The organism is Paraburkholderia sp. SIMBA_054, from assembly GCF_046534875.1.
Classification (GTDB): Bacteria; Pseudomonadota; Gammaproteobacteria; order Burkholderiales; family Burkholderiaceae; genus Paraburkholderia; species Paraburkholderia hospita.
Genome location: NZ_JAWRXV010000013.1, coordinates 126,462 through 149,920 on the forward strand (window position 1 = coordinate 126,462; position 23,459 = coordinate 149,920).

Annotated in this window: 21 protein-coding genes; 14 read left to right on the forward strand and 7 right to left on the reverse strand. The window is 65.0% G+C overall.

The genetic code is table 11. The features are described from left to right. The first annotated feature begins 138 nt into the window (after window positions 1–138). From hyi to SB822_RS17975, 4 genes are all read left to right on the forward strand, one after another. The gene (hyi, locus tag SB822_RS17960) at window positions 139–915 is read left to right on the forward strand and encodes a hydroxypyruvate isomerase (protein ID WP_410855279.1); all 777 of its coding nucleotides are present in this window, start codon (window positions 139–141) and stop codon (window positions 913–915) included. Window positions 916–1,016: 101 nt separating this feature from the next. Next, window positions 1,017–2,360, forward strand: coding sequence for an MFS transporter (locus SB822_RS17965; RefSeq protein ID WP_410855280.1), 1,344 nt, complete (start codon window positions 1,017–1,019; stop codon window positions 2,358–2,360). Window positions 2,361–2,397: 37 nt separating this feature from the next. After that, window positions 2,398–3,213, forward strand: coding sequence for an NAD-dependent epimerase/dehydratase family protein (locus SB822_RS17970; RefSeq protein ID WP_410855281.1), 816 nt, complete (start codon window positions 2,398–2,400; stop codon window positions 3,211–3,213). A gap of 64 nt (window positions 3,214–3,277) precedes the next feature. Further along, complete coding sequence (locus SB822_RS17975) at window positions 3,278–4,048, forward strand: HpcH/HpaI aldolase family protein (protein WP_007731483.1); 771 nt, start codon at window positions 3,278–3,280, stop codon at window positions 4,046–4,048. A 144-nt stretch (window positions 4,049–4,192) separates the two neighbouring features. Here the strand turns inward: SB822_RS17975 and SB822_RS17980 are convergent, their stop codons facing one another. From SB822_RS17980 to SB822_RS17990, 3 genes are all read right to left on the reverse strand, one after another. Then, window positions 4,193–5,416: a porin gene (locus SB822_RS17980; RefSeq protein ID WP_410855282.1), complete on the reverse strand. Its 1,224-nt coding sequence runs from the start codon at window positions 5,414–5,416 to the stop codon at window positions 4,193–4,195. Between the two features lie 132 nt (window positions 5,417–5,548). After that, complete coding sequence (gene araD / locus SB822_RS17985) at window positions 5,549–7,303, reverse strand: L-arabinonate dehydratase (RefSeq protein ID WP_410855283.1); 1,755 nt, start codon at window positions 7,301–7,303, stop codon at window positions 5,549–5,551. Window positions 7,304–7,416: 113 nt separating this feature from the next. Next, a complete protein-coding gene (locus SB822_RS17990; RefSeq protein WP_410855284.1) occupies window positions 7,417–8,340 on the reverse strand; it encodes a dihydrodipicolinate synthase family protein in 924 nt (307 codons plus the stop codon). Between the two features lie 208 nt (window positions 8,341–8,548). Between SB822_RS17990 and SB822_RS17995 the strand changes: the two genes are divergently transcribed. Both SB822_RS17995 and SB822_RS18000 read left to right on the forward strand, forming a co-directional pair. After that, window positions 8,549–8,854 (forward strand): putative quinol monooxygenase, encoded by a 306-nt coding sequence (locus tag SB822_RS17995; RefSeq protein WP_410855285.1) that lies wholly within the window; start codon window positions 8,549–8,551, stop codon window positions 8,852–8,854. A gap of 42 nt (window positions 8,855–8,896) precedes the next feature. Further along, window positions 8,897–9,283: a DUF488 domain-containing protein gene (locus SB822_RS18000; RefSeq protein WP_007587654.1), complete on the forward strand. Its 387-nt coding sequence runs from the start codon at window positions 8,897–8,899 to the stop codon at window positions 9,281–9,283. Between the two features lie 15 nt (window positions 9,284–9,298). Here SB822_RS18000 and SB822_RS18005 read toward each other — a convergent pair whose 3' ends face one another. Further along, window positions 9,299–10,012 carry an SDR family oxidoreductase gene (locus SB822_RS18005; RefSeq protein ID WP_410855286.1) on the reverse strand — a complete coding sequence of 238 codons (714 nt, stop codon included), beginning with the start codon at window positions 10,010–10,012 and terminating at the stop codon, window positions 9,299–9,301. Window positions 10,013–10,051: 39 nt separating this feature from the next. Further along, window positions 10,052–10,615, reverse strand: a complete 564-nt coding sequence (locus tag SB822_RS18010) for an ester cyclase (protein WP_410855287.1) — start codon at window positions 10,613–10,615, stop codon at window positions 10,052–10,054. 110 nt (window positions 10,616–10,725) lie between these two features. Between SB822_RS18010 and SB822_RS18015 the strand changes: the two genes are divergently transcribed. Both SB822_RS18015 and SB822_RS18020 read left to right on the forward strand, forming a co-directional pair. After that, complete coding sequence (locus tag SB822_RS18015) at window positions 10,726–11,640, forward strand: LysR family transcriptional regulator (RefSeq protein ID WP_007744114.1); 915 nt, start codon at window positions 10,726–10,728, stop codon at window positions 11,638–11,640. Between the two features lie 203 nt (window positions 11,641–11,843). Continuing rightward, window positions 11,844–12,104 carry a hypothetical protein gene (locus SB822_RS18020; RefSeq protein ID WP_007587650.1) on the forward strand — a complete coding sequence of 87 codons (261 nt, stop codon included), beginning with the start codon at window positions 11,844–11,846 and terminating at the stop codon, window positions 12,102–12,104. Between the two features lie 60 nt (window positions 12,105–12,164). On the opposite strand, the gene SB822_RS18025 is transcribed toward SB822_RS18020, so the two are convergent. Next, window positions 12,165–13,928, reverse strand: a complete 1,764-nt coding sequence (locus SB822_RS18025) for a winged helix-turn-helix domain-containing protein (protein ID WP_410855288.1) — start codon at window positions 13,926–13,928, stop codon at window positions 12,165–12,167. A gap of 36 nt (window positions 13,929–13,964) precedes the next feature. After that, entirely contained in the window at window positions 13,965–15,263 is a 1,299-nt protein-coding gene (locus tag SB822_RS18030; RefSeq protein ID WP_410855289.1) for an MFS transporter, read from the reverse strand. Window positions 15,264–15,734: 471 nt separating this feature from the next. Here SB822_RS18030 and SB822_RS18035 point away from each other — a divergent pair, with 471 nt between their 5' ends. From SB822_RS18035 to SB822_RS18060, 6 genes are read left to right on the forward strand one after another with little or no spacing between them, the layout of a single operon-like run. Beyond that, window positions 15,735–17,411, forward strand: coding sequence for a methyl-accepting chemotaxis protein (locus tag SB822_RS18035; protein ID WP_035537204.1), 1,677 nt, complete (start codon window positions 15,735–15,737; stop codon window positions 17,409–17,411). 46 nt (window positions 17,412–17,457) lie between these two features. Continuing rightward, entirely contained in the window at window positions 17,458–17,943 is a 486-nt protein-coding gene (locus SB822_RS18040; protein WP_007587645.1) for a chemotaxis protein CheW, read from the forward strand. Next, window positions 17,940–19,373, forward strand: a complete 1,434-nt coding sequence (locus SB822_RS18045; protein WP_410855290.1) for a CheR family methyltransferase — start codon at window positions 17,940–17,942, stop codon at window positions 19,371–19,373. The genes SB822_RS18040 and SB822_RS18045 overlap by 4 nt, the downstream gene beginning before the upstream one ends. Then, window positions 19,354–20,064 carry a chemotaxis protein CheW gene (locus SB822_RS18050; RefSeq protein ID WP_410855291.1) on the forward strand — a complete coding sequence of 237 codons (711 nt, stop codon included), beginning with the start codon at window positions 19,354–19,356 and terminating at the stop codon, window positions 20,062–20,064. Before SB822_RS18045 ends, SB822_RS18050 begins: the two co-directional genes overlap by 20 nt. Next, the gene (locus SB822_RS18055) at window positions 20,061–22,364 is read left to right on the forward strand and encodes a hybrid sensor histidine kinase/response regulator (RefSeq protein WP_410855292.1); all 2,304 of its coding nucleotides are present in this window, start codon (window positions 20,061–20,063) and stop codon (window positions 22,362–22,364) included. Before SB822_RS18050 ends, SB822_RS18055 begins: the two co-directional genes overlap by 4 nt. Continuing rightward, complete coding sequence (locus SB822_RS18060; protein ID WP_410855293.1) at window positions 22,361–23,365, forward strand: chemotaxis response regulator protein-glutamate methylesterase; 1,005 nt, start codon at window positions 22,361–22,363, stop codon at window positions 23,363–23,365. The genes SB822_RS18055 and SB822_RS18060 overlap by 4 nt, the downstream gene beginning before the upstream one ends. Window positions 23,366–23,459: the final 94 nt, after the last annotated feature.

The following is a 23,459-nucleotide window of genomic DNA, read 5'->3' on the forward strand; positions in this document are numbered from 1 at the left end:
ACAACATACTATTTGCTTGACAACTTGATTCTCAAAAGCGACGATGTCTGACATAGAAAAGCCCCAACGCGCATGATCCGGCGCCCTCGCCCGGCCATGCGTTTGCAGCACCGCCCGACATCAGGAGCGAGACACGCCATGACAAAACTCTGCGCCAATCTGACGATGCTCTTCACCGAGCATGATTTCCCGGAGCGTTTTGCCGCTGCATCGAAGGCCGGTTTCAAGGGCGTCGAGTATCTGTTCCCGTACGCTTACGAAAAGGACCAACTCGCCGCGCTGCTTCACCAGTACGGCCTTGAACAGGTGCTGCATAACCTGCCGGCAGGCGACTGGGCTAGCGGCGAGCGCGGCATCGCGTGTCTGCCGGAGCGCGTCGGCGAGTTTCAGGAAGGCGTCGGCACCGCGATCAACTACGCGCGCGCACTGGGTTGCAAGCAGTTGAACGTGCTGGCGGGCATCGCGCCAGCGGGCGTCGATCAGGACACGATTCGCGAGACGTTCGTCGGCAACCTGCGCTTCGCCGCAGCAAAGTTGAAACCGGCGGGCATCCGCCTGCTGGTCGAGCCGATCAATACGTTCGATATCCCAGGTTTCTACGTGAACCGCACGCAACAGGCGCTCGATCTGATCGACGAGGCTGGCGGCGACAACATCTATTTGCAGTACGACATCTATCACATGCAGCGGATGGAAGGCGAACTCGCCGCGACCATCCAGAAGCATCTGCCGCGTATCGCGCATATCCAGCTCGCGGATAACCCCGGCCGCCACGAACCCGGCACGGGCGAGATCAACTATCCGTTCCTGTTCGACCATCTCGACACGATCGGCTACGAAGGCTGGATCGGTTGCGAATACAAGCCCGCCACGACTACGGCAGCGGGCCTCGGCTGGACGGCCGCCTACCTCTGATTGCCTGATCACGCTGCTGCGGCGCGGCGCAAGCCGCAGCGGTCACAACCTCGCGCCAACCATACACAGACTCATCCAGACGGCATCGCAAGCGACACGCGATGGCCGTCATCCGCAGGAGACATGCAGTGCAACGCCATACGATCAAAGGACTACGCTGGTGGATCATCGGGCTCATCATGCTCGGTACCGTCTTCAACTATCTCGCGCGCAGCTCGTTGTCCGTCGCCGCCCCGACGCTCACCGAAAAGCTGCACATGACGACGCAGCAATACTCGTATGTCGTCGCGGCGTTCCAGGGCGCGTACACGGTGATGCAGCCCGTTGCGGGTTATATCCTCGACTTCGTCGGTCTCAAGATCGGCTTTGCAATCTTCGCGATCGCGTGGGCCGCGTCGAACATGCTGCACGGTCTTGCCACCGGCTGGACGTCGCTGGCGTTCTTCCGCGGCCTGCTCGGCATGAGCGAAGCGGCCATTTTTCCGGCGGGCATGAAGACGATCAGCCAATGGTTCCCGGCGAAAGAGCGTTCGATCGCGACAGGCTGGCTCAACACGGGCACGTCGATCGGCGCGATGCTCGCACCGCCTCTCGTCGTGTACTGCATCCTCACGTTCAACTGGCAAATGGCCTTTGTGGTCACGGGCGGCTCGGCGTTTATCTGGGTGGCGCTGTGGCTCGTGTTCTTCCGCAAGCCCGAAGATCATCCGAATCTCTCGACGGACGAGCGTCAATACATTCTGTCCGGTCAGGAGCGGCGCATGCAGGACGCGACGGCGCGTCCGTCGTGGCGTCACGTGCTGTCGACGCGCCGCTTCTGGGGCATCGCCATTCCGCGTTTTCTCGCCGAACCGGCATGGCAGACCTTCAACTTCTGGATTCCGCTCTACCTGTTCACCGTGCGTCACATGAACCTGAAGGAGATCGCGCTGTTCGGCTGGATGCCGTTCCTCGCCGCGGACCTCGGGTGCCTGGTCGGCGGCTACCTCGCGCCGTTCTTCATTCGCCGCTTCAACGTGTCGCTGATCACGTCGCGCAAGCTGGTCATCATCTGCGGCGCCGTGCTGATGGTCGGCCCGGCGTGTATCGGCCTCGCGGCCAGCCCGTATGTCGCGATTGCGCTGTTCTGCATCGGCGCCTTCGCTCACCAGGCCATTTCCGGCGCGCTGTTCACGCTCGCATCCGACGTGTTCGGCCAGCACGAAGTCGGCACGGCGACGGGCTTCTCCGGCATGTTCGGCTGGCTGGGCGGGATGATCTTCTCGTTGATCGTCGGCGCGTTGGCGGCTACTCTCGGCTATAACCCGCTGTTCGTCTGTCTGATGCTGTTCGACATCATCGGCGCGACGGTCGCGTGGAAGCTGATCACACACGGCGAGTCGTCCGCGCCTGCGCATATTGGCGTACTCGGGGAACTCGCGGAGCAGCCGACATCGGGCCGCTGATCTTCTGGATACCTGCTACCTCCCATAAGGTTTCATCATGACGAAAAAGATTGCGTTGAGCGGTGCGGGCGGTCAGCTAGGCCGCTTCCTGCGCGCCGCGCTGAACGAGCGTGGCGTGAACTTGCGGTCCGCGGCAGGCTCGCGCGCGCTGGAACCGCTGTTCGACGGCGAGGACGTGATGCACGGCGATCTGCGCGATCCCGCCGTGGTCGACCGGCTAATGCAAGGCGTCGACGTGCTGATCCACATGGCGGGCACGAGCGTCGAACGGCCGCTGCCCGAAATCATCGAAAACAATCTTCGCGGCCTCGTCGAAGTGTATGAAGGCGCGCGGCGGCATGGCGTGCGCCGCATCATCTTCGCGAGCTCGAATCACGCGATCGGCATGTATCCCGTCGAAGACAAGCTCACGCTCGACTGCGCGTTCCGCCCCGATGGTTTTTACGGGCTCAGCAAGGCATGGGGCGAATCGCTCGCGCGCATGTACTGGGACAAGCATGGCATCGAGAGCGTGTGCATCCGCATCGGCAGTTGCATCGAAAAGCCGACGGAGTTCCGGCACCTCAGCACCTGGCTTGGTCACGACGATTTTCTGCATCTCATCGACCGTTGCATCAATGTGCCGGAACTTGGTTTTCAGGCGGTCTGGGGCGTGTCGAACAACACGCGCAGCTACTGGGACAATTCCGCGGCAGCGCCGCTCGGCTATCAACCGAAGCAGAACGCCGAAGACTACGCCGACGAAATCCTGAAGCAGCCGAATCCGCTCGATCCCGTCGCGCAGCGTTTTCAGGGCGGCGGCTTCGTGACGATCGACTACACGCCGCCCGAACAACGCAACGTCCGGCGCTGATCGACGCGCCGCCCGGCGCACTCTGTGTTGCAACTCCCTGCGGTTCCCTTCTATGGAGAACACGATGAAGCTTCCGGAGAATCCATTCAAACGCGCGCTGCAGGCGGGGCGTCAGCAGATCGGCTTGTGGTCGAGCCTTGCTAGCAACGTGTCGGTCGAAATCCTGGCGGGTTCGGGTTTCGACTGGCTGCTGCTCGACATGGAACATTCGCCCAACGAACTGCCGATGGTTCACAGCCAGCTGCAAGCGTGCGCGGGCACGCCGACGCATCCCATCGTGCGGCCGCCGTGGAACGACATGGTGACGATCAAGCGCCTGCTCGACAGCGGCGCGCAGACGCTGCTGATTCCCTACGTCGAAACCGAGGACGAAGCGCGCGATGCCGTGTCGTTCACCCGCTATCCGCCGGAAGGCGTGCGCGGCTATGCATCGACGGCGCGGGCGTCGGACTTTGGGCGCATCAAGGATTATCCGAAGCTTTGCGCGAGCGAACTATGCGTGCTCGTGCAGATCGAGAGCCGGCTCGGCTTGCAGAATCTGGAGCGGATTGCGGCCGTCGAAGGTGTCGACGGCATCTTTATCGGGCCGGGCGATCTGTCGGCGGCACTCGGGCATGTGGGCGATCTCAAGCATCCCGATGTGCAGGCAACCGTCGACGATGCGATCAAACGCATTGTCGCAACGGGCAAGCCTGCGGGCATTCTGATCGGCGATGAAGCGCTTGCGCGGCACTATATCGATCTCGGCTGTCTGTTCACTGCCGTTGGGTCCGACATTGGTCTGCTTGCGCGCAACGCCGAGCAGCTTGCGGCGAGGTTTAAGTCGGCTGGCTAAACGCGTTCCATGTTCCGAAAAACCCGCCCGCTCGCTTCATGCATCGGGCGGGTTTTGTTTTGTGCTTCAGCTATCCCGCACACTCCATAAAAAAAAGCGCCGCAAGCGCGGCGCCCTGTCCTGCTTTAGCTACGTCGTACACCGTCAGAACCGATGCACCATGCCGACGCCCACACCGACCATGCTGCGCGATGACGACGGCGTCGAATTGAAGCCGTCGCCGATCGTTGCCGTCGCGTTGATGATGCTGCGGCCGTTCGTGCCGAGCGTCTGGCCGTTCGCGCGCTGATACGCCTGCAACGCATACAGACCCGTACGCTTGGACAGCGAGTAGTACTCGGACAGGTTGACCTGCGAATACGACGCGTTGCTCGTGATGCCATTGGCCTTCGTCGCGCGCGTGTAAGCGTAGCCCGTCGCGAAGTCCCATGCGGCCGTCGGCTTCCAGTGCAGCACGACGCCGCCCGAGTTCCAGATCGACAGGTCGTGGAAGCCCGAACCGATGCCCGGAATGTACTGCACGTTCGAATACGTTGCCGTGATGTCGAACTGGCTGTTGAACGTATAGCCCCCGCCGACGGCGAAGCGCTGCTGCGCGCGTGCCGACTGGTAGCCATTGGTCACGGCCGAAACGCCCGCCTGCGCGCCCGCGTTCGACGTCGTCGTATCGGTGCCGAACGTGCCGCCATTCACGTTCGAATTGTTGATCTTCGAGAAGCCCACCGCGATGCCGATCGGGCCTTGCGAATACTGGACCGCCGTGCTCCACGTCGAGCCCTGATACGCGCTGCCCGGCACGCCGCCGAACGAATACGAGCCGCTGAACTTGAAGCCGTAAATCTGCGGCGACATGTACAGCAGCGTATTGTTCGCGCGATAGATCGTATCGAGACCGTCGACGTCGCCTGCGTGCGCGCCGTAGAAACCGGTCAGCCACGTCGTCGGGCTATACGGCGACAGCAGCTGGTAGTACGACGCGTACTGGCGGCCAGCCGTCAGCGAGCCATAGGTGCTGTTCGACACGCCGACGAACGCCTGGCGGCTGAACATCAGGTTGCTCGTCGACATCGCGCCGTTGTTCGCGCTGAAACCCTCTTCCAGTGTGAAGATCGCCTTCGTACCGCCACCGAGGTCTTCTGCGCCCTTCAGGCCGAAGCGGCTGCCCGCCCATACGCCCGTGACCATCTTGAAGGCCGAGTGTCCGCCCGTGGTCGAACCGAGCGTCGTCGAGCTCGACTGATAACCGATGCCGTTATCGACGATGCCGTACAGCGTCACGCTGCTCTGCGCGAACGCAGGCGCCGCCGTCGCCAGCGATGCGCCGATCACCAGCACCGCCTTGACGCCTGCATAGTGTTTCTTCTCCATCCGTATCCCCTCCTGGGCTTGGTTATTGATGTTGTTGCGTGGTGTCTTCGCGCTGCGCGCGCGTTCTTGTTGCTCTGTTCTTGTCTCCTGACACGGACGGCGTTGCGCCTCTATCGCCGGATGCGGAGCAGTTCAATGAATCTCCGGCTCACCCGCCGATTCGCTCGCGCCATCGCGTTGCAGGAAGTCGAAATCGCAGCCCTTGTCGGCCTGCAGCACATGCACCTGATGCATCGCGCCGTAACCGCGCGAGAATCTCGGCGCGGGCGCGACCCACTCCGCCTTGCGGCGAGCGAGTTCTTCATCCGATACCAGTACGTTCAGCTTGCGCTGCGGCACGTCGAGTTCGATCATGTCGCCGTCGCGCACCAGCGCAAACGGCCCGCCGATAAATGACTCCGGCGCCACGTGCAGCACGCACGCGCCATAGCTCGTGCCGCTCATGCGTGCATCGGAAATGCGCAGCATGTCGCGCACGCCCTTTTGCAGCACCTTCTTCGGCAGCGGCAGTTGGCCCCATTCAGGCATGCCCGGGGCACCGACAGGCCCCGCGTGCTGCAACACGATCACGCAGTTCTCGTCGATATCGAGCGCGTCGTCGTCGATGCGCGCGGCCATGTCGTTGTAGTCCTTGAACACCACCGCTCGGCCCGTGTGCACCATCAGATGCGGCTCGGCCGCGCCCGGTTTGATGACGGCGCCATCGGGCGCGATGTTGCCGCGCAGGACAGCCAGACCGTTGTCCGGCATCAGCGGGTTGTCGCGGCGGCGGATCACGTCGTCGTTGAAGATCTGCGCGCCTTCGAGGTTCTCGCCAAGCGAGCGGCCATTCACCGTCTTCTGCGAGCGGTCGATCAGATCGCCCAGTTCTGCGAGCATCGCCTGCAGGCCGCCCGCGTAATAGAAGTCTTCCATCAGATACGCGCCCGTCGGCCGGATGTTCGCGAGCACCGGCGTGCGGCGCGAAATGCTGTCGTAACGGTCGAGCGTCAGTTCGATCCCGGCGCGGCGCGCGAGCGCAATCATGTGCACGATTGCGTTGGTCGAGCCCGACAGCGCGAGGCACGTCGTCACCGCGTTGTCGATTGACTTCACGGTGAGGATGTCCGACGGCTTCAGGTCTTCCCACACCATTTCGACGATGCGCATACCCGTTTTTGCGGACATCTGCGCGTGGCGCGAATCCGGCGCGGGGATCGACGCGAAACCCGGCAGCGTGAAGCCGAGTGCTTCGGCGGCGCTCGTCATCGTGGACGCCGTGCCCATCGTCATGCAGTGGCCCGGCGAGCGCGCGATGCCACCTTCGACGCCCTGCCAGTCCTCTTCCGTGATCTTGCCCGCGCGCAGGTCGGCCCAGTACTTCCACGTGTCCGAACCGGAGCCGAGCGTCGCGCCGTTCCAGTTACCGCGCAGCATCGGGCCGGCGGGCAGGAAGATGGTCGGCAGGTCCATGCTGATCGCGCCCATCAGCAGCGCGGGCGTGGTCTTGTCGCAGCCGCCCATCAGCACGACACCGTCAGCGGGATACGAGCGCAGCGTCTCTTCCGCTTCCATTGCGAGGAAGTTGCGGTAGAGCATCGTCGTGGGCTTCTGGAACGGCTCCGACAAGGTCTGCACCGGCAACTCGATCGGAAAACCGCCCGCCTGCCAGATGCCGCGCTTGACCTCTTCCACACGCTGCTTGAAGTGCGTATGACACGGGTTCATCTCGCTCCACGTGTTGAGGATCGCGATGACGGGCTTGCCCGCATACTCCTCGCGGCTATAGCCCATTTGCGCCGTGCGCGAGCGATGGCCGAACGAGCGCAGATCGTTCACGCCATACCAGCGGTGGCTGCGCAGTTCGTCGGGGGACTTCTTCTTGCGTTCGTTGCCGTTGTTGCTCACGTCGTCTCACTCCAGGTATTGCTTCAATTCCACTTCGATGCCACCTCAAATGCACCGCGATGCGAGCCGCGCAGCGTGCCCGGCACGCTGCGCGGCTCATGCGTTCAAACCGGTCACGCGTACGCCCGCTCGAACGCAAGCAGTTCACGCGCAGCCTGAGCAACGGCGGCATGATGCTCGACGGGTGTTTCGCTCAGCAGCGGCAGGATCGAACCCATGTCGGCGATACCCGAGAACGTCACGGCATCGTGCAGCACGCGGATCAGCGAGATGTTGTCGCGCAGCGTTTCGAGCGGCATGAACGCGTCATAGAGACGCTGCGCTTCGGCGTCGCGTCCTTCCTTCGCGGCGGCCAGCAGCCCCATAACGGCATGCGACGCGATACAGCCGCTGCCCGTGGTCCATGCGGCGAGGCCGAAGTCGCGCACATGCGTGAGCGCCGGACGCTCGCCCATGCCGGAGATCACACGCGACGGGCTCACGCTTTCGAGCAGGCGCCGCAGGTAAGGATCGTTCGCCGGGTTCGCGCGGACGATCGCGTACTTGACGGCGATCAGCGTTCCGCGGTCGACGAGGCGCGCCAGCGTGTCGACGTCCACGTAGTCTTCGCTCTTGATATAGAGCGTGAGCGGTATGCCCGCTGCGTCGGCGATACGCGTCAGGCCTGCTTCGACGCCCGCCGGCGTCGTGAAGCCGGACAGCGGCAACACCATCGCGGTGCGATAGGACGTCTGCGCGAGGATGCGCGCCTGGTCGAGCATCTTGCCGAAGTCCGGACCGATGGCGGGGATCACGCGCGTGGTGAGCGCCGCACTTTCTGCCAGCATGTCGAGCAACTCGCGGTATTCGCTGACGGCCACGTGATAGAAATTCGCGTTGCCGCCGTACAGCAGCGTACGCACGCCGCCCGCTTCGATATGGCGGATCAGTTTCTGGTTGGCGTCGACATCGAGCGACAAATCCGCGCGGCGCGCGAGCGGCGGGACTGCCATCACGGTCGACGCAAACTCGCGCTCGACGATCTGGGACTCGTTCATAAGATCTCGTGGTTCGGATGGGTGGCTGACAAGCCAGAAAATTAGCACCCGCGTCGCAACGTTGTCAAACAACTTGTTGATGACTTGGTGTTTTCCATGAAATCGTTTGACAACGATTGTCGCGTGCGCCTGACCGAAGTCGCCATTGCCACCGACATACGGTTACATTGGAAGACCCGCAGCAAGCCACATCGAAAGGAGACAGACGATGATCAAGTACGCATTGTTCGCGCGATTCGAGGCCAAGCCCGGCAAGGAAGCCGACGTCGAGGCGTTTCTGCAGAAGGGACTGGAACTGGCGAACCAGGAAACCACCACGCCCATCTGGTTCGCGCTGAAGATCGCCGAGCGGACCTACGGCGTGTTCGATGCCTTCCCCGACGAGGCCGGCCGCCAGGCGCATCTGGACGGTCCGATCGCGAAGGCGCTGATGGGTATCGCGGACGACCTGTTCACGGGGCCGCCGCAGATCGGCCGGATCGACGTGCTGGGGATGAAGAACACGCTCGGTTGAGCGTCATAACAGTTCACACAACTAAAAAGGAGACCGCATCCCATGGCCATACGCATCGTTCGACTCGGATCGGAACGCGCGCCGGATGAAGGCGTGCGCATCGGCACCGTGCGGCGTCCGCCGCGCGGCGTGCCGAAGGCCGAGTTCGGCAGCCGCAATTTCTACGACGTCTGGCTGCCGACGCTGTCACCCACGCCGGAACTCGTTCACGAAGCGCTGTCGGCCACAACCGATGCCGAGTGGAAGGACTTCGTGCGCAAGTTTCGCGCGGAGATGAACCACGGCGACGCGCCGAAAGTGCTCGACACGCTCGCCGCGCTGTCCGCCACCGCGAATTTTTCGGTCGGCTGTTATTGCGAGCACGAAAACCGCTGCCATCGCAGCGTGCTACGCGAGTTGCTCGCCGACCGGGGCGCGACGCTCGCGTAACGGGCCTTCAACCGTTCAGGCGATCGCACCGCCGCCATCGACCAGCACTGTCGAACCCGTCGCGTAAGGCGTCGTCGCCAGATAGACGATCGCGTTTGCGACGTCTTCGGGCTGGCCGACGCGCCGTGCGGGCAACCGGTTCGCCGCGCCTTCGAACATGCTGTCGCGCGCCTCGTCGGTGAGCTTCGACCACAGCGGCGTCGCGATCAATCCCGGCGACACCGTGTTCACCCGTACGGGCGACAACTCAAGCGCGAGACCGCGCGCGAGCGCTTCGAGCGCCGCGTTGATCGCGCCTTGCAGGACCGACATCTTGCTCGGCCGCACGGCGAGAAAACCCGATACGAAAGTCAGCGACCCGCCTTCTGCGATCTTCACCGCCCGAGCCACGCGGTAGGCGCCCCAGAACTTGCTGTCCATCGCCTTGTAGGCGTCGTCGAGCGGCAACTGGCGCAGCGGACCGGACGGCGTCTGCGCAGCCGAAATCACGACGTGATCGAACGGCTGCTGCGCGGTGAAGAACGCTTCGACGGCCGCGGCATCCGTCGTGTCGATCTCGGCCGTTTGCACACCGTGGCCGATTTCCTGTGCCGCCGCTGACAGCTTCTGCGCATTGCGCGACGCAATCGTCACCTGCGCGCCGAGCGCTGCGAAAGCCTTCGCTGCCGCCGCACCAATGCCCGAACTGCCGCCGACGATCAGCACGCGTTTCGATTCAAGCGAATTCATGTTTGTCTCCTTGCTCAAGAAAGGGAATGAATCGCGCCGTCACTTCGCGACGACGCCAAGTTGCTGCAAAAACGTCAGGTTGTCTTCGAGATGCCAGTTTTCGGCAATCTGGCCGTTCGCCACCCGGTAAATATCCGTCGCGATGAAATCGACGTTCTGGCCCTGTCCCTGCACGCCCTTGAACTCGCCCGTGAAGTGGCCGTGAAAGCGTAGATGCACGACGACGCGATCGCCGCTGACCACCATCTGCTCGATATCCGCCTGCAGATCAGGCACGGCGGCCCGCACGAACTTCGACGCGGCAAGCGGCCCTTCGATTCCCTGCGCGCGGCCCGGCGGCAACGTGCGATCGGTGAAGCCGGGCGCGAGCGCGGCGCGGGCGAGCACTTCGTCGCCTGTGCTCCAGAACGTGTCGTAGCGGCGCGCGGCGAGAATCTGCGCGTCGCGTTGCGCTTTGGGCAGGCTGTGATCGACGGTCAACTGATGCGGCTGAACGAGCGAGTCGTGCCCGACAGCGGCAAAAGCCGGCGCAGCCGCCATCGACATGACAGCCAGCGCGGCGGACAGCGCGCGACGCAACGGGGAAGCAGGACGAAACGACATGATGGGCTCCTTGAAGAAAAGCAACGGATCGGATTGATGGGTATGCTAGTCTTCGCGCCATGGAAGAAATACCACTTCCAGATTGATGAATCCTTTCTTTTTTGAGAAGAATGAGCGACACCCGCATCGACAGCCTGCCGGCCCTGATTGCCTTTTCCCGCGTGGTTTCGGCGGGAAGTCTGTCGGCGGCGGCACGCGAAATGGACCTGCCGCTGTCCGTCGTCAGCAAGCGGCTCGCGCAACTGGAGAAAAGCGTCGGCGTGCGGCTGATCCAGCGCACCACGCGCCGTCAGACGCTGACAGAAGAAGGCGCGCTGTTTCATGCGCGCGTCGTGCGCATACTCGACGAGATCGAGCAGGCGGAAGAACTGCTTTCGCAACGCCGCCAGGAAGTGAGCGGCCTGTTGCGCGTCACGGCGCCCGGCCAGCTCGGCCGGCAGAAGATCGCGCCGCTGATCGCCGATTTTCAGCGGCTTCATCCGCAGCTCACTGTCCAGCTCGAATTGACGGATGCCGTCGTCGATCTCGTCGAAAGCGGGTTCGATCTCGCGATTCGCTTCGGCAGTCTTGCCGATTCATCGCTGATCGCGCGCACGCTCGCTCCGAACTTTCGCGTGCTGTGCGCGTCGCCCGCCTATCTGCAGGCGCACGGCACGCCGAAGCATCCCGACGAGCTGACCTCGCACCGCTGCATCCTGATCGGCGACCAGCGGCGCGCGGAATGGCGCTTCGAAGGCGACGAAAGCATCGCGGTGCGCGTCGATGCCGCGATCGTCACGAACGACGGCGAGGCCGCGCATCTGTTCGCGCTCGCCGATGCCGGCATCGCCGTGAAGTCGATCTGGGACGTGGGCGACGACATACTCGCGGGCAAGCTGCGCCGCGTGCTGCCGCACCATTCGATGTCCGCCGCGCCGCTGCACGCGATCTATCCGCACAGCCAGCATCTCGCGCCGCGCGTGCGCGCGTTCGTCGACTATCTGCGCGAGCGGCTCGCGCAGGCGTGGCGGTGGGAGACGCTGTAGGCCGCGCGCGCTCACGCCGCGCGGCTGCGGCTTGATGATTTCTTCATGATCTGTCGATAGCGCCATCCTCGTGCGGCTCGCACCATGTAAGCAGCGAATCCCGCCACGCCCGCCGCTTTGCCGAGGACGGCGCGAATCCTCCGGCTTCGCCTTCCGGCCAGTCAGCGCTGACCGTATCCGCATCGTTTCGAAGGAGTCAGATCATGAAGACGCTTCGCATCGCGGCGACCTGCGCGGTCGCTCTGTCAGTGGGATATGTTGGGCACGCATGGGCACAGGATAAGCCCGCAGCCGTGCCTGTCGCGCAATCGGCGCAGGATGTCGGCGGTATGCCGGACGCGTCGGTGGGCCAGTCCGGACGCGCGATGGGTACGACACGCTCCGACGTCTATCAGGATCTGCTGCGGTCCGAGCAGTCGGGTGAGCAGCATCGGCTGAACGCCAGCCTCTATCACGGCAAGTGAGTGCCACGCATGCGATGTGCCGTGGCCTTCGCGGCGCATCGCGCCTGAAATCGGCGCGCTTCAATAACCGATCCGCTTCTCGACACTCCTGAACTTTCCCTGCGACCGATAGCGGTTGAACCACGGATTCGTGCGCAGCTCGCACAGTCGCGGCGAGCGTTCGGCCAGCGACACCTCGAGCCAGCGGAACATCTCGTCGGCCTGTCCCAGCCGGGCGTAGAGTTCCGCGAACAGGAACGGCGACGTATAACGCGTCTGACGCCGCGCCTGCAGGTCCTGCAGATACCACTGCAACACCCGGTCATAACCACCCGCGTCCCACGCCGCGCGCACGCTTTCCGCGCGCGTGAATTCGTTGCAGCGCGTGAGCGCATCGACGGTTGCCTCGACGGCGCGCTCGTAGTCGCCGCGCACTTCGAACGCGATGGCCAGCAACTGATACACGAGCGGCGAACGGTTGCCGTGCCCCGCGCTCAGATAGTCGCGGGTGACTTCTTCGTAACGCCCCGACTGCACGAGACCGAAAATGCGCGAGCCTTCGAACCCGAGCGGATCGGCCCGTTCCGCACGTTCGAACTGCGCGCGTCCCTCGGCTTCGCGGCCGAGCACGAGCAGGAGCCGCGCATATAAACGACTCGTTTCCGCGTGCTCGGGGTTCAGGCGCAGCGCCTCCAGAAACTCTTCTTCCGCGCGACGCCAGTCCCAGTCGAAGAAGTAATGCACGCCGGCCAGCGCCTGATGCGCCTCAGGCAGGCCGTTGTCGAGTTCGAGCGCGCGCAGCGCGGTTTCGCGCGCCCGTGGATAGCCTTGCAGCGAAGGATAGAAGCCATGCGCCGCCGTGCCGCCGAACACGTTCGACAGCCCGACATAGCCGAGCGCGTAGGTCGGATCGCGCTCGACGGCCTCTTCGAAATAGCCGCGCGCGCGGATGAAGTCCTCGTCGCTCAGCAGGTGATGCGCGGCGAAGCCCGCATCGAAATGCACGCGGCGCGTCCAGAAGTAACGGCCGCGCAGATACGCGTCGTGCGCACGCGGATCGACGGGCAGACGGCGCGCGAGCCGCAATTGAAACTGCTCGCCGAGCGCCGGCGACACTTCGCGCGCGAGCGCCGCGCCCACTTCCATCTGGATGTCGAGCGCACCCTTTGCGACGGGCTCGTAAGCGTGGCGCCACACCTGCACCTGATCGAAGCAGCGAATCAGCTGCACGAGAATGCGCAGACGTCCGCCATCGCGCGCGAGCGAGCCTTCCAGCACATAATCGACGGAAAGCTCGAAGGCGATTTCCGCGATGCTCTTCTTCGCGCTCCGGTAATGCGCCGCCGTCGTGCGCGCGACGACGAGAATGCGGTTCGCGTCCAGCATGCCGATGTTCGCCGAGGTCTCGTCGGCGAGCGCGTCGCAGAAGCTGTCGAGCGCGGGGTCGCCCGTCTGGTTGCCGAACGGCAGCACGAGCAGGCGCGCCGCCGCCGACGGCGAGGGCGATGCCTCCACGGCCGCCGCCGTCCGGATGCCTTCCAGCCGGTAGCCCTTGCCTTTGACCGTCAGCAGATAGCGCGGCGCATCCGGGTTCTCGCCGAGCGCGATGCGGATCTTGCGGATCGCGGTATTGATGCTGTTATCGGTTTGCCGGTACGCATTGCCGCCCCACAACGCGCGCACGATATCGGCACGCGTCACCAGCTGGCCGTTGCGCGACGCCATCAGGATCAGCAGTTCCATCGGCAGGCGTTCGAGCCGGATCTGCTCGCCGCCGCGGCGCAACGCGTAGCGCCCGATGTCGAGTTCGACGTCCGCGATCCATACGGGCTCTGTGGGTTCCATCTCCGCTCCTGCCACCGCGTGACCAGGCTTGCGACACTACTCGTGCCGGACCATCGGCGCGTGCAGCCTGCCGCGCTTCATGCCGAAGGTCGATGCGAATGCGACCAGCGCGCCCGCCAGCATCACGAGCGCGGGCGCGAGTGTCCAATGCAGATCCGCGACCAGAAAGCTCACGGTCAGCGGCGTCAGACCCATCGTCACGGCGAGGCCAAAGTTCATCGCGGCCGCGACGCCGCTAAAGCGCACGTCGACAGGAAAGAGTTCGGCGATCGCGCAGCCGTAGGTGCCATTGATCAACGATGCAATCGTCCCCGCGACAAAAAACAGCAGCACGAGATTGGCGTGCGCGCCTGAGGCGGCGATAAAAAACACGGGCGCGAACAAGGCCGTCATGACGGCACCCACGCGGAACACGCGGTGGCGCGAGAAACGGTCGCCCGCTGCCGCCGTCAATGGAATACACGCGGCGATGGTGATCACATAGAGCGTCTGCGCCCACGCCACGTCGTTTGCGCCGCGGCCCAACGCCTGCAGCCAGCTCGGCATGTACGCGATGAACAGTCCGCCTGTGACGCCCGTCATCACGCCTGCGCCGATTCCCGTGACGATGGCCGCAAGGTGATGACGGAACAGCACGGCAAGCGGTTCGCGGTGCCGCCGCGCAATCGCGCGCGCGTACTCCGCCGATTCATCGAGCGTGCGGCGCAGCGCGAAGATGCCGAGACCGCAGATTCCGCCCAGCAAAAACGCGATCCGCCATCCGAACGCATCGATCTGCGCCACATCGAGCATCAGATGCACCGCGAGATTCACGCTCGACGCGAGCAACAAGGACAGATTGACGGCCACGAACACGAAGCCGCACATCAGCCCCGGATGCGCGGAGCCCGTCTCGATCGCGTACACGAGCGCGCCCGGCAACTCGCCGCCGAGGCACAGACCCTGCACGAGACGCAACGTGAGCAGCGCAATGGGCGCGGCGATGCCGAGCGCGGCGTATGAAGGAAGCATTCCAATGGCGAGCGTCGCGAGCGCGGCAACGAGCGCGGACGACATGAAGACGATGCGCCGCCCGTACTTGTCGCCGAGCCGGCCGAGAAACAGGCCGCCGAGCGGGCGCGACAGATGTCCGATGGCGAGCACGGCAAACGACAGCGTGGCAGGCGCGAGCCCGATGCCGGGCGGAAAAAACACGCGTCCGATGTGCTGCGCGAAGAAGCCATAGATGACGAAATCGAAAACCTCGAGCGCGCCGCCCGTGCTGGCGACGAAGATCGTCCAGCGTTGGCTTGCGGCCCGTGACGCCGACGGCAGCGAAAGCGTATCGTCGAGCATGACAACTCCAGATATCGCCAGGCACATCGGCCACGCCCGCTTCGCGCAAATCGACGGGAAGGCATTTCGCGGTCGACACCCGGCCAGAGTGCGTTTCCGACAGCGCATGCTGTGTTACGGAACATTCTGGGCGACAAAGCCTCGCTCGCAAAGCTTTCTTATGCGTTTTGCAACAGCAATGCGACCGCACAGGCGTTTTCGGGTTGCGCGTGGGCATCGCCCGCTGCGCTGCAATGTGGCCTCCATCGTTGTCAAGTAAGGCGCAATCCGTCCAGGCCCTGATTGTTCTTTGCTGGAAACCGTCTAGCCTCCCTTTCAAAACGCCGATCTGGCACAGGTTTCGCAAGCTTTTTGGGATAATGATTCGCGAGGGAATCATGTAATTTCCCGTTAGCGTCGGCGAGGACCGTCCGGATGATCGACATCCGACGCGCCGCGTCACACCATCAAACACCGGAAGAGTCATCGACAATGGTCACAGCGACGCCCCGCACCAGCGACACCACCCTGCTCGATCCGAAGCACGCTGCCCGCTTCACGCTCGGCAACCGGATCATGCTGAGCTTCGGCGCGCTGTTCGTGCTGATGCTGGTGATGGCCGCGATCTCCTGGAGCCGGCTGCGCGTGATGGACGACGAAGCGCTCAGCATGGGCCACGACTCGGTGCCCGGCCTCTACCTCGCGACGACCTTGCGCGCGGCGGCCAACGAGGGCTATTCGACACTCGAACGCGCGCTCTTCGTCGAGAGCAGCGATGCCGCAACGAAGCAGGATCTCGAACGGATGCCGGCTTTGCTGCAAAAGTTCGATCAGGTGTCGGCCGAGTACCAGGCAACGCTCTTTCGCGACGCGGACCGCGAGCACTTCCGCGCCTTCCGCGCTGCCTGGGATCAATACCTACCGCAACTGAACGACGCCATGCGCACCGCGCCGACCTCGAAGGCGGATGCACAAGCCACCTTCGTCAAGCTCGCGCCCGCCTGGGAAAGCGTGATCCGCACGGCAAACGAACTGGTCAACGAAAACCGCACCCAGGCGGACGATTCCGCGAAATCGATCCGCGATTCCGTGACGGGCACGGAAATCACACTCGCGACGGCGCTCGGCGTCACGCTGCTCGTCGCGCTCTACACCGGCTTCTCGCTGTACCGCGCGATCACGGTGCCGATGGCGAGCCTCGTCGACGTGCACAACGTGATGCGTACGGGCAACCTGACGCAGCGTTTGAAGCTGGGCCGCCGCGACGAATTCGGCACGCTGGAAGACGGCTTCAACCGGATGGCCGAGGAACTGAACAGCCTCGTTGCGCAGGCGCAAAAGTCGTCGCTGCAGGTGACGACGTCGGTGGCCGAGATTGCGGCGACGTCGAAAGAACAACAGGCGACGGCGACGGAAACCGCTGCGACCACGACGGAGATCGGCGCGACCTCGCGCGAAATTTTCGCGACCTCGCGCGATCTGCTGCGCACGATGAACGAAGTGTCGGCCGTCGCGGATCAGTCGGCGACGCTTGCGGGCGCGAGCCAGAACGGCCTCACGCGCATGGAAGACACGATGCGCAGTGTGATGGAAGCGGCCGGCTCCGTGAACGCGAAGCTCGCGATCCTCAACGAGAAGGCCGTCAACATCAATCAGGTGGTCGCGACGATCACCAAGGTCGCCGACCAGACCAACCTGCTGTCGCTGAACGCGGCCATCGAAGCCGAGAAAGCGGGCGAATACGGCCGCGGCTTTGCCGTCGTCGCGACGGAAATCCGCCGTCTCGCGGACCAGACTGCCGTCGCCACCTTCGATATCGAACAGACCGTGAAGGAGATCCAGTCGGCTGTCTCGGCGGGTGTGATGGGCATGGACAAGTTCTCCGAAGAAGTGCGGCGCGGCATGCGCGACGTGCAGCAGGTCAGCGAGCAGCTGTCGCAGATCATTCACGAAGTGCAGACGCTCGCGCCGCGCTTCCAGCTCGTCAACGAAGGCATGCACACGCAGGCGACGAGCGCCGAGCAGATCACGCAGGCGCTGTCGCAGTTGTCGGAGGCGGCACAGCAGACGGCGGAGTCGCTGCGCCAGTCGTCGCAGGCGATCGACGATCTCACGCTCGTCGCGAACCAGCTGCGCACGGGTGTGTCGCGCTTCAAGATCGAAGCGTGAGCCCGCTCGCGCTGGCAGGCCCAACACGGCTGATACGGTGACGGCGATGCTCTTTCTTCTGTTCGAACTCGACCGCGACCGCTATGCGCTCGATGCCGCCGACATCGTCGAAGTACAGACGCTGACGGCCACCAAGGCGATTCCCGGTGCGCCCGCGTGGGTCGCGGGCGTGATCGAGCGGCACGGCGAGCCTGTGCCCGTGATCGATCTCGCGCAACTCGCGCTTGGGCGTCCGTCGCAGTACTGGCGCTCGACCCGGCTCGTGTTCGTCCACTATCGTGACACGCGCGAACCCGCTGACGCGGACACGCCGCCGCGGCTGCTCGGCCTGATCGTCGAACGGGCGACGCAGACGCGCCGGATCGAGCGCGAGCACTTCGCCGACAGCGGCATCGCGACGCCACACGCGCGCTGGCTCGGCCCCGTCGCAAGCGACGAGTCCGGCTTGATCCAATGGATCGACGTGCAGCAGATGCTCGACGACGAGGTGAAAGCGCTGCTCTTCCCGCAACCCCAACCTCATACGCGATGAACGCCGCGACCGCTTTCGTGCCGCGCTTCGAAGCCTGGCTCCTGCGGGAGACGGGGATCGACGCGTCGTCGCTGGGCATCAACGCGGTGGAGCGCGCGGTACTCGAACGCGTGCGCGTGACGCGCCTTGGCCTCGCGGCGCACGACACGAGCGTCACCGTCGATCCCGCCGAGATCGAAGCGTACTGGCAGCAACTGACCGTGTCGCGCGACGAACGGCAGGGGCTGATCGAGGCGCTCGTCGTGCCCGAAACATGGTTCTATCGCGATCGCGAGGCGTATGTCGCGCTCGCGCGGCTCGCGAACGAGCGGCTCGTGCGCGATCCGATGCACGTGCTGCGCGTATTGAGCCTGCCGTGCTCGACGGGCGAGGAACCCTACACGGTCGCGATGACGCTGCTCGACGACGGCATCGGCGAGAGCCGCTTCACCGTCGATGCCTTCGATATCAGTGCGCGCGTGATCGAGCATGCGCGCGCGGGCCTCTACGGGCGCAATTCGTTTCGCGGCCATCCGCTCGCGTTTCGTGACCGGCATTTCACGGCGCTAAACGACAGCTGGCAACTGAGCGAACGCGTGCGCGAGACGGTGCGCTTCTCGCACGCGAACCTGTTCGACCTGCAGGCGGGCGCGCAGGCACCGTACGACTTCATCTTCTGCCGCAACGTGCTGATCTATTTCGACCGCGAAGCGCAGGACCGCGCCATCCGCGTGCTCGACGCGAATCTCGCCAACGGCGGCACGATCTTCGTCGGCCCCGCCGAAACGGGCCTGATGATGCGGCACGCGATGACATCCGCGCGCATTCCGCTCGCGTTTGCGTTCCGGCGCAGCACGCCCGCGGAAACGAATGCGACGCGCGCGGTCAAACCGCTTGCCTTGAGCGCGGCAAACGTGACGACGCAAGCCGTGCGTACGCCCGCGTTCACGGCGGCAACTCGCGCGCCCGCGAAGCCGCCGCTTGCGAACCGCGCCCTCACGCCGCCGCCCGCGCGCGCGCAACAGACCGTGCGAGCGCCGACGCCGCAACCCGCCGCGGAACCATCGCTCGCTGCCGCGCGCCGTCACGCCGATGCCGGCGAATTCGACGAAGCCGAGCGCCTCGCGCATCAGCATGCGATCGTGCATGGGCCGAATGTCGACGCGTTTCATCTGCTCGGCCTGATCGCCGATGCGCGCGGCCGCAGCGCCGACGCCGCCGACTTCTATCGCAAGGCGCTTTATCTGGACCCCGCGCATTACGAAGCGCTCACGCATCTGGCCGCGCTGCTCGACATCGGCGGCGATCGGGCGGGCGCGCAGAATCTGATGCAGCGCGCGCAACGCTCGGCGGCGCGCGCGGCTCAATCGACACAATCGACACAATCGGCTCAGGCGCCAACGGACGATGCGCAACGTTCACGAGGATTCCATGCTGCACGACGCTCCTGATCATTCAAGCGCGTCTGTGCGCGTCGACGACTGCTGGAACCGCATCGGCACGCGTGGCGACAACACGTGCCCGCGCCTCGTCGAGTATTTTCGTTGCCTCAACTGCCCGGTCTTCGCGCAAGGCGCAGCGCAGTTGTTCGACCGGCCTTTGAGCGACACGGACCTCGTTGCGCGTGCGGAGCCGGTCGGGTCGCCAGCCGCAGTGCGTGAAGCGTCCGCACAGACGCAGTCCGCCCTCGCCTTTCGCGTCGCGGGCGAATGGCTTGCGCTGCCGACCCGCGTGCTGCGCGAGATCGACGATATCCGCGCGATCCATTCGCTGCCGCATCAGCGCTCGCGCGCCGTGCTCGGCGTCGTCAACGTGCGCGGCGCGCTGACCGTCGCGGTCTCGCTCGGCGAGCTGCTGAACATGGACCGCGCCGCCGACACGAAACAGGCCGCGCGCAATGGCTATGCGCGGATGCTGGTCGCCGCGCACGACAGCGAGCCCGCCGCACCGCCCGTTGCCTTGCCCGTCGACGAGGTCGAAGGCGTGATCCGTTATGCCGACACCGAACTGCTGCCCGTGCCCGCGACGCTCGCGCACGCCACCGCGTCGCATGCGCGCGGCGTGCTCGCGTGGCGCGGCGGAACCGTCGGCCTGATCGACCCGGCGCGGCTGTTTGAATCGATTGCCCGGAGCCTGCGATGACGGATGACGATCAGTCGCTGCTCGAACTGTTCCGCGAGGAAGCCGCCGTGCAAACGCGCGTGCTGTCCGACGGGCTGCTCGCGCTCGAACATCGCCCAGCCGACGCCGCCGCGCTCGAAGCTTGCATGCGCGCCGCGCATTCGCTCAAGGGCGCGGCGCGCATCATCGGCTTGCAGGATGGCGTCGATATCGCGCATGTGATGGAAGAGTGCTTCGTCGGCGCGCAACGCGGCGAACTGCAACTGACGCCCGCGCATATCGACGTGCTGTTGCGCGGCGTCGATCTGCTGATGCGCGTGGGCGATGCGAAGCCGGACGCGCCTGTCACGCGCGCCGATATCGACGGATTCGTGAGGCGGATGTTGTCGCCTGAAAGCGCCCCGCGTGAGACGGCAGACGGTGACGGAGCGAGCATCGAGCCGGACGTCGACGTGTATGCGCAACTCCAGGCGCAGTTGCAGGCCGAGGCGCTCGCGCAACGGCAGGAAGCGCCTGCAGGCGACACAACTGACCAGCCCGGCGCCCCCGCGCAACAAGACACCCATGCCTCGGCTCGTACCCCGGACCGCATGCTCCGTGTGCGCGCCGCGAATCTCGACCGCGTGTTGAGCCTGTCGGGCGAAGTGCTGGTGGAGTCGCGCTGGCTCAAGCCGTTCGCGACCTCGATGCTGCGCATCAAGCGCACGCAGCGCGAAACCTCGCGCGCGCTCGACGCGCTCTACGACACACTCGCCGAACATCTCGACGATGCCGCACTTTCGGCGCTCGCCGACGTGCGCACCGCGCTCAACAGCATGCAGCACACGCTCGGCGCGCGCCTCGACGAACTCGACCACTACGACCGCAGCAGTGCCAACCTCGCGCAACTGCTGTACGACGAAGCGCTGCAATGCCGGATGCGCCCGTTCGGCGACGCGACGCATGCGTATCCGCGCGTCGTGCGCGATCTGGCGCGCTCGCTCGGCAAGCGCGTGAAGTTCGAGATCGTCGGCACGTCGACGCAGGTGGACCGCGACATTCTCGACATGCTCGACGCGCCGCTCGGCCATCTGCTGCGCAACGCGCTCGATCACGGCATCGAGACGCCCGACGCACGCGTCGCGCGCGGCAAGCCCGCCGAAGCGCACGTCACGCTTGAAGCGCGCCACAGCGCGGGCAAGCTGCTGATCAGCGTCAGCGACGACGGCGCGGGCATCGATCTCGACAACGTGCGCGCGTCGGTGATCCGCCGCAAGCTCGCCGATGAAGACACGGCCGCGCGCCTGTCCGAACCGGAACTGCTCGACTTCCTGCTGCTGCCGGGCTTCTCGATGCGCGATCAGGTCACCGATGTATCGGGCCGTGGCGTCGGCCTCGACGCCGTGCATGAAATGGTCAAGGCCGTGCGCGGCACCGTACGCATCTTCAACGAGCCGGGCCGCGGCTCGCGCTTCGTGATGCAGTTGCCGTTGACGCTCTCGGTGGTGCGCAGTCTGCTCGTCGATGTAGGCGGCGAGGCGTACGCGTTTCCGCTCGCGCATGTGCGCCGCACGCTCGAACTCGCGCGCGCCGACATCGACATGCTCGAAGGCCAGCAGCACTTCGCGTTCGACGGCAAGCCCGTCGGGCTCGTCACCGCGCATCAGTTGCTCGGCGCGCAGGCGGGCGTGACGCGCGAGTCGGTGTCCGTCGTCGTGATCGGCGACGAGCGGGTGACGTATGGGATCGCCGTCGACCGCTTTCTCGGCGAGCGGATGCTCGTCGTGCAACCGCTCGACCCGCGCCTCGGCAAGATCCGCGACATCGCGGCGGCTGCGCTGATGGAGAACGGCGACGCCGTGCTGATCGTCGATGTCGACGACCTGCTGCGCTCAGTCGATAAACTCGTGCGCGGGGGACAGCTCGACCGGATCGGCCGCGCGCACGACGTCGCCGCGCGGCAGCGCAAGCATGTGCTGGTTGTCGAAGATTCGTTGACGGTGCGCGAACTGGAACGCAAGCTGCTGGAAAAACGCGGTTATGCGGTGACGGTCGCCGTCGACGGGATGGACGGCTGGAACGCGCTGCGCAGTGGAACATTCGATCTCGTCGTCACCGATATCGACATGCCGCGTATGGACGGCATCGAACTCGTCACGCTGATCAAGCGCGACCCGCTGTTCAAGCCCGTGCCCGTGATGATCGTGTCGTACAAGGACCGCGACGAGGACCGCCGGCGCGGGCTCGAAGCCGGCGCGGACTACTATCTCGCGAAGGGCAGCTTCCATGACGAAGCCTTGCTCGATGCCGTGCGCGACCTGATCGGAGAGGCATCAGCATGAATATCGGCATCGCCAACGACCTGCCGCTCGCCGTCGAAGCGCTGCGCCGCGTGATCGCGCTGCGCCCCGAGCATCGCGTGCTGTGGGTCGCCGCCAATGGCGAAGAAGCCGTCGACTTCTGCGCCGCGCAGACGCCGGACGTCGTGCTGATGGACCTCATCATGCCGAAGATCGACGGCGTGGAAGCGACGCGCCGCATCATGGCGCGCACGCCCTGCCCGATCCTGATCGTGACGAGCAGCGTCGGCGCAAATACGTGGCGCGTCTACGAGGCGATGGGAGCAGGCGCGCTCGACGCCGTCGATACGCCGACGCTCGCCGCGCGCGGCATCGGCGAGTCCGCGTTGCTGATGCTGCAGAAGATCGACCAGATCGGCCAGCTGATGGACAAGCCCTGGGCGCCGCGGCAAACGGCCATCGCGCCGCTCACGCGCGATGCGCAGCGGCTGGTGGCGATCGGCGCGTCAGCGGGCGGTCCGGCTGCGCTGGCGACCGTGCTGGGCAGCCTGCCCGCGGACTTCGCCGCGCCCATCGTGATCGTGCAGCACGTCGACAAGGTGTTCGCCGACGGCATGGCGCAATGGCTCGACGGGCAGACGTCCGTTGCCGTGCGCACCGCGCGCGAGGGCGAGTTGCCGACGGCGGGCGTCGCGCTGCTCGCGGCGACCAACGATCACATGCTGCTGACACAGAACGGCGCGCTGCACTACACTCGCGAACCGGCCGAGATGCCCTACCGTCCTTCCGTCGATGTGTTCTTTCATAGCGTCGTCGAGCATTGGCCCGGCGAAGCACTCGGCGTACTGTTGACGGGCATGGGCCGCGACGGCGCGATCGGGCTGAAGGCGATGCGCGCAAAAGGCTACGACACGATCGCGCAGGACGAAGCGACGAGCGCCGTCTACGGCATGCCGAAGGCGGCCGCGACGCTTGGCGCGGCGCGCCGGATTCTGCCGCTGGGCGGCATCGCCGGTCAGCTGGCGGCGTTCGCGCGACGTTGATGTAGCGCAAGGCAGCAGGGGCAAAGACTGGAGCAACGAGGCATTCGATGCAAGAGCGGCACGCAGTGAAACACCGAGACAACGCATGACCAGC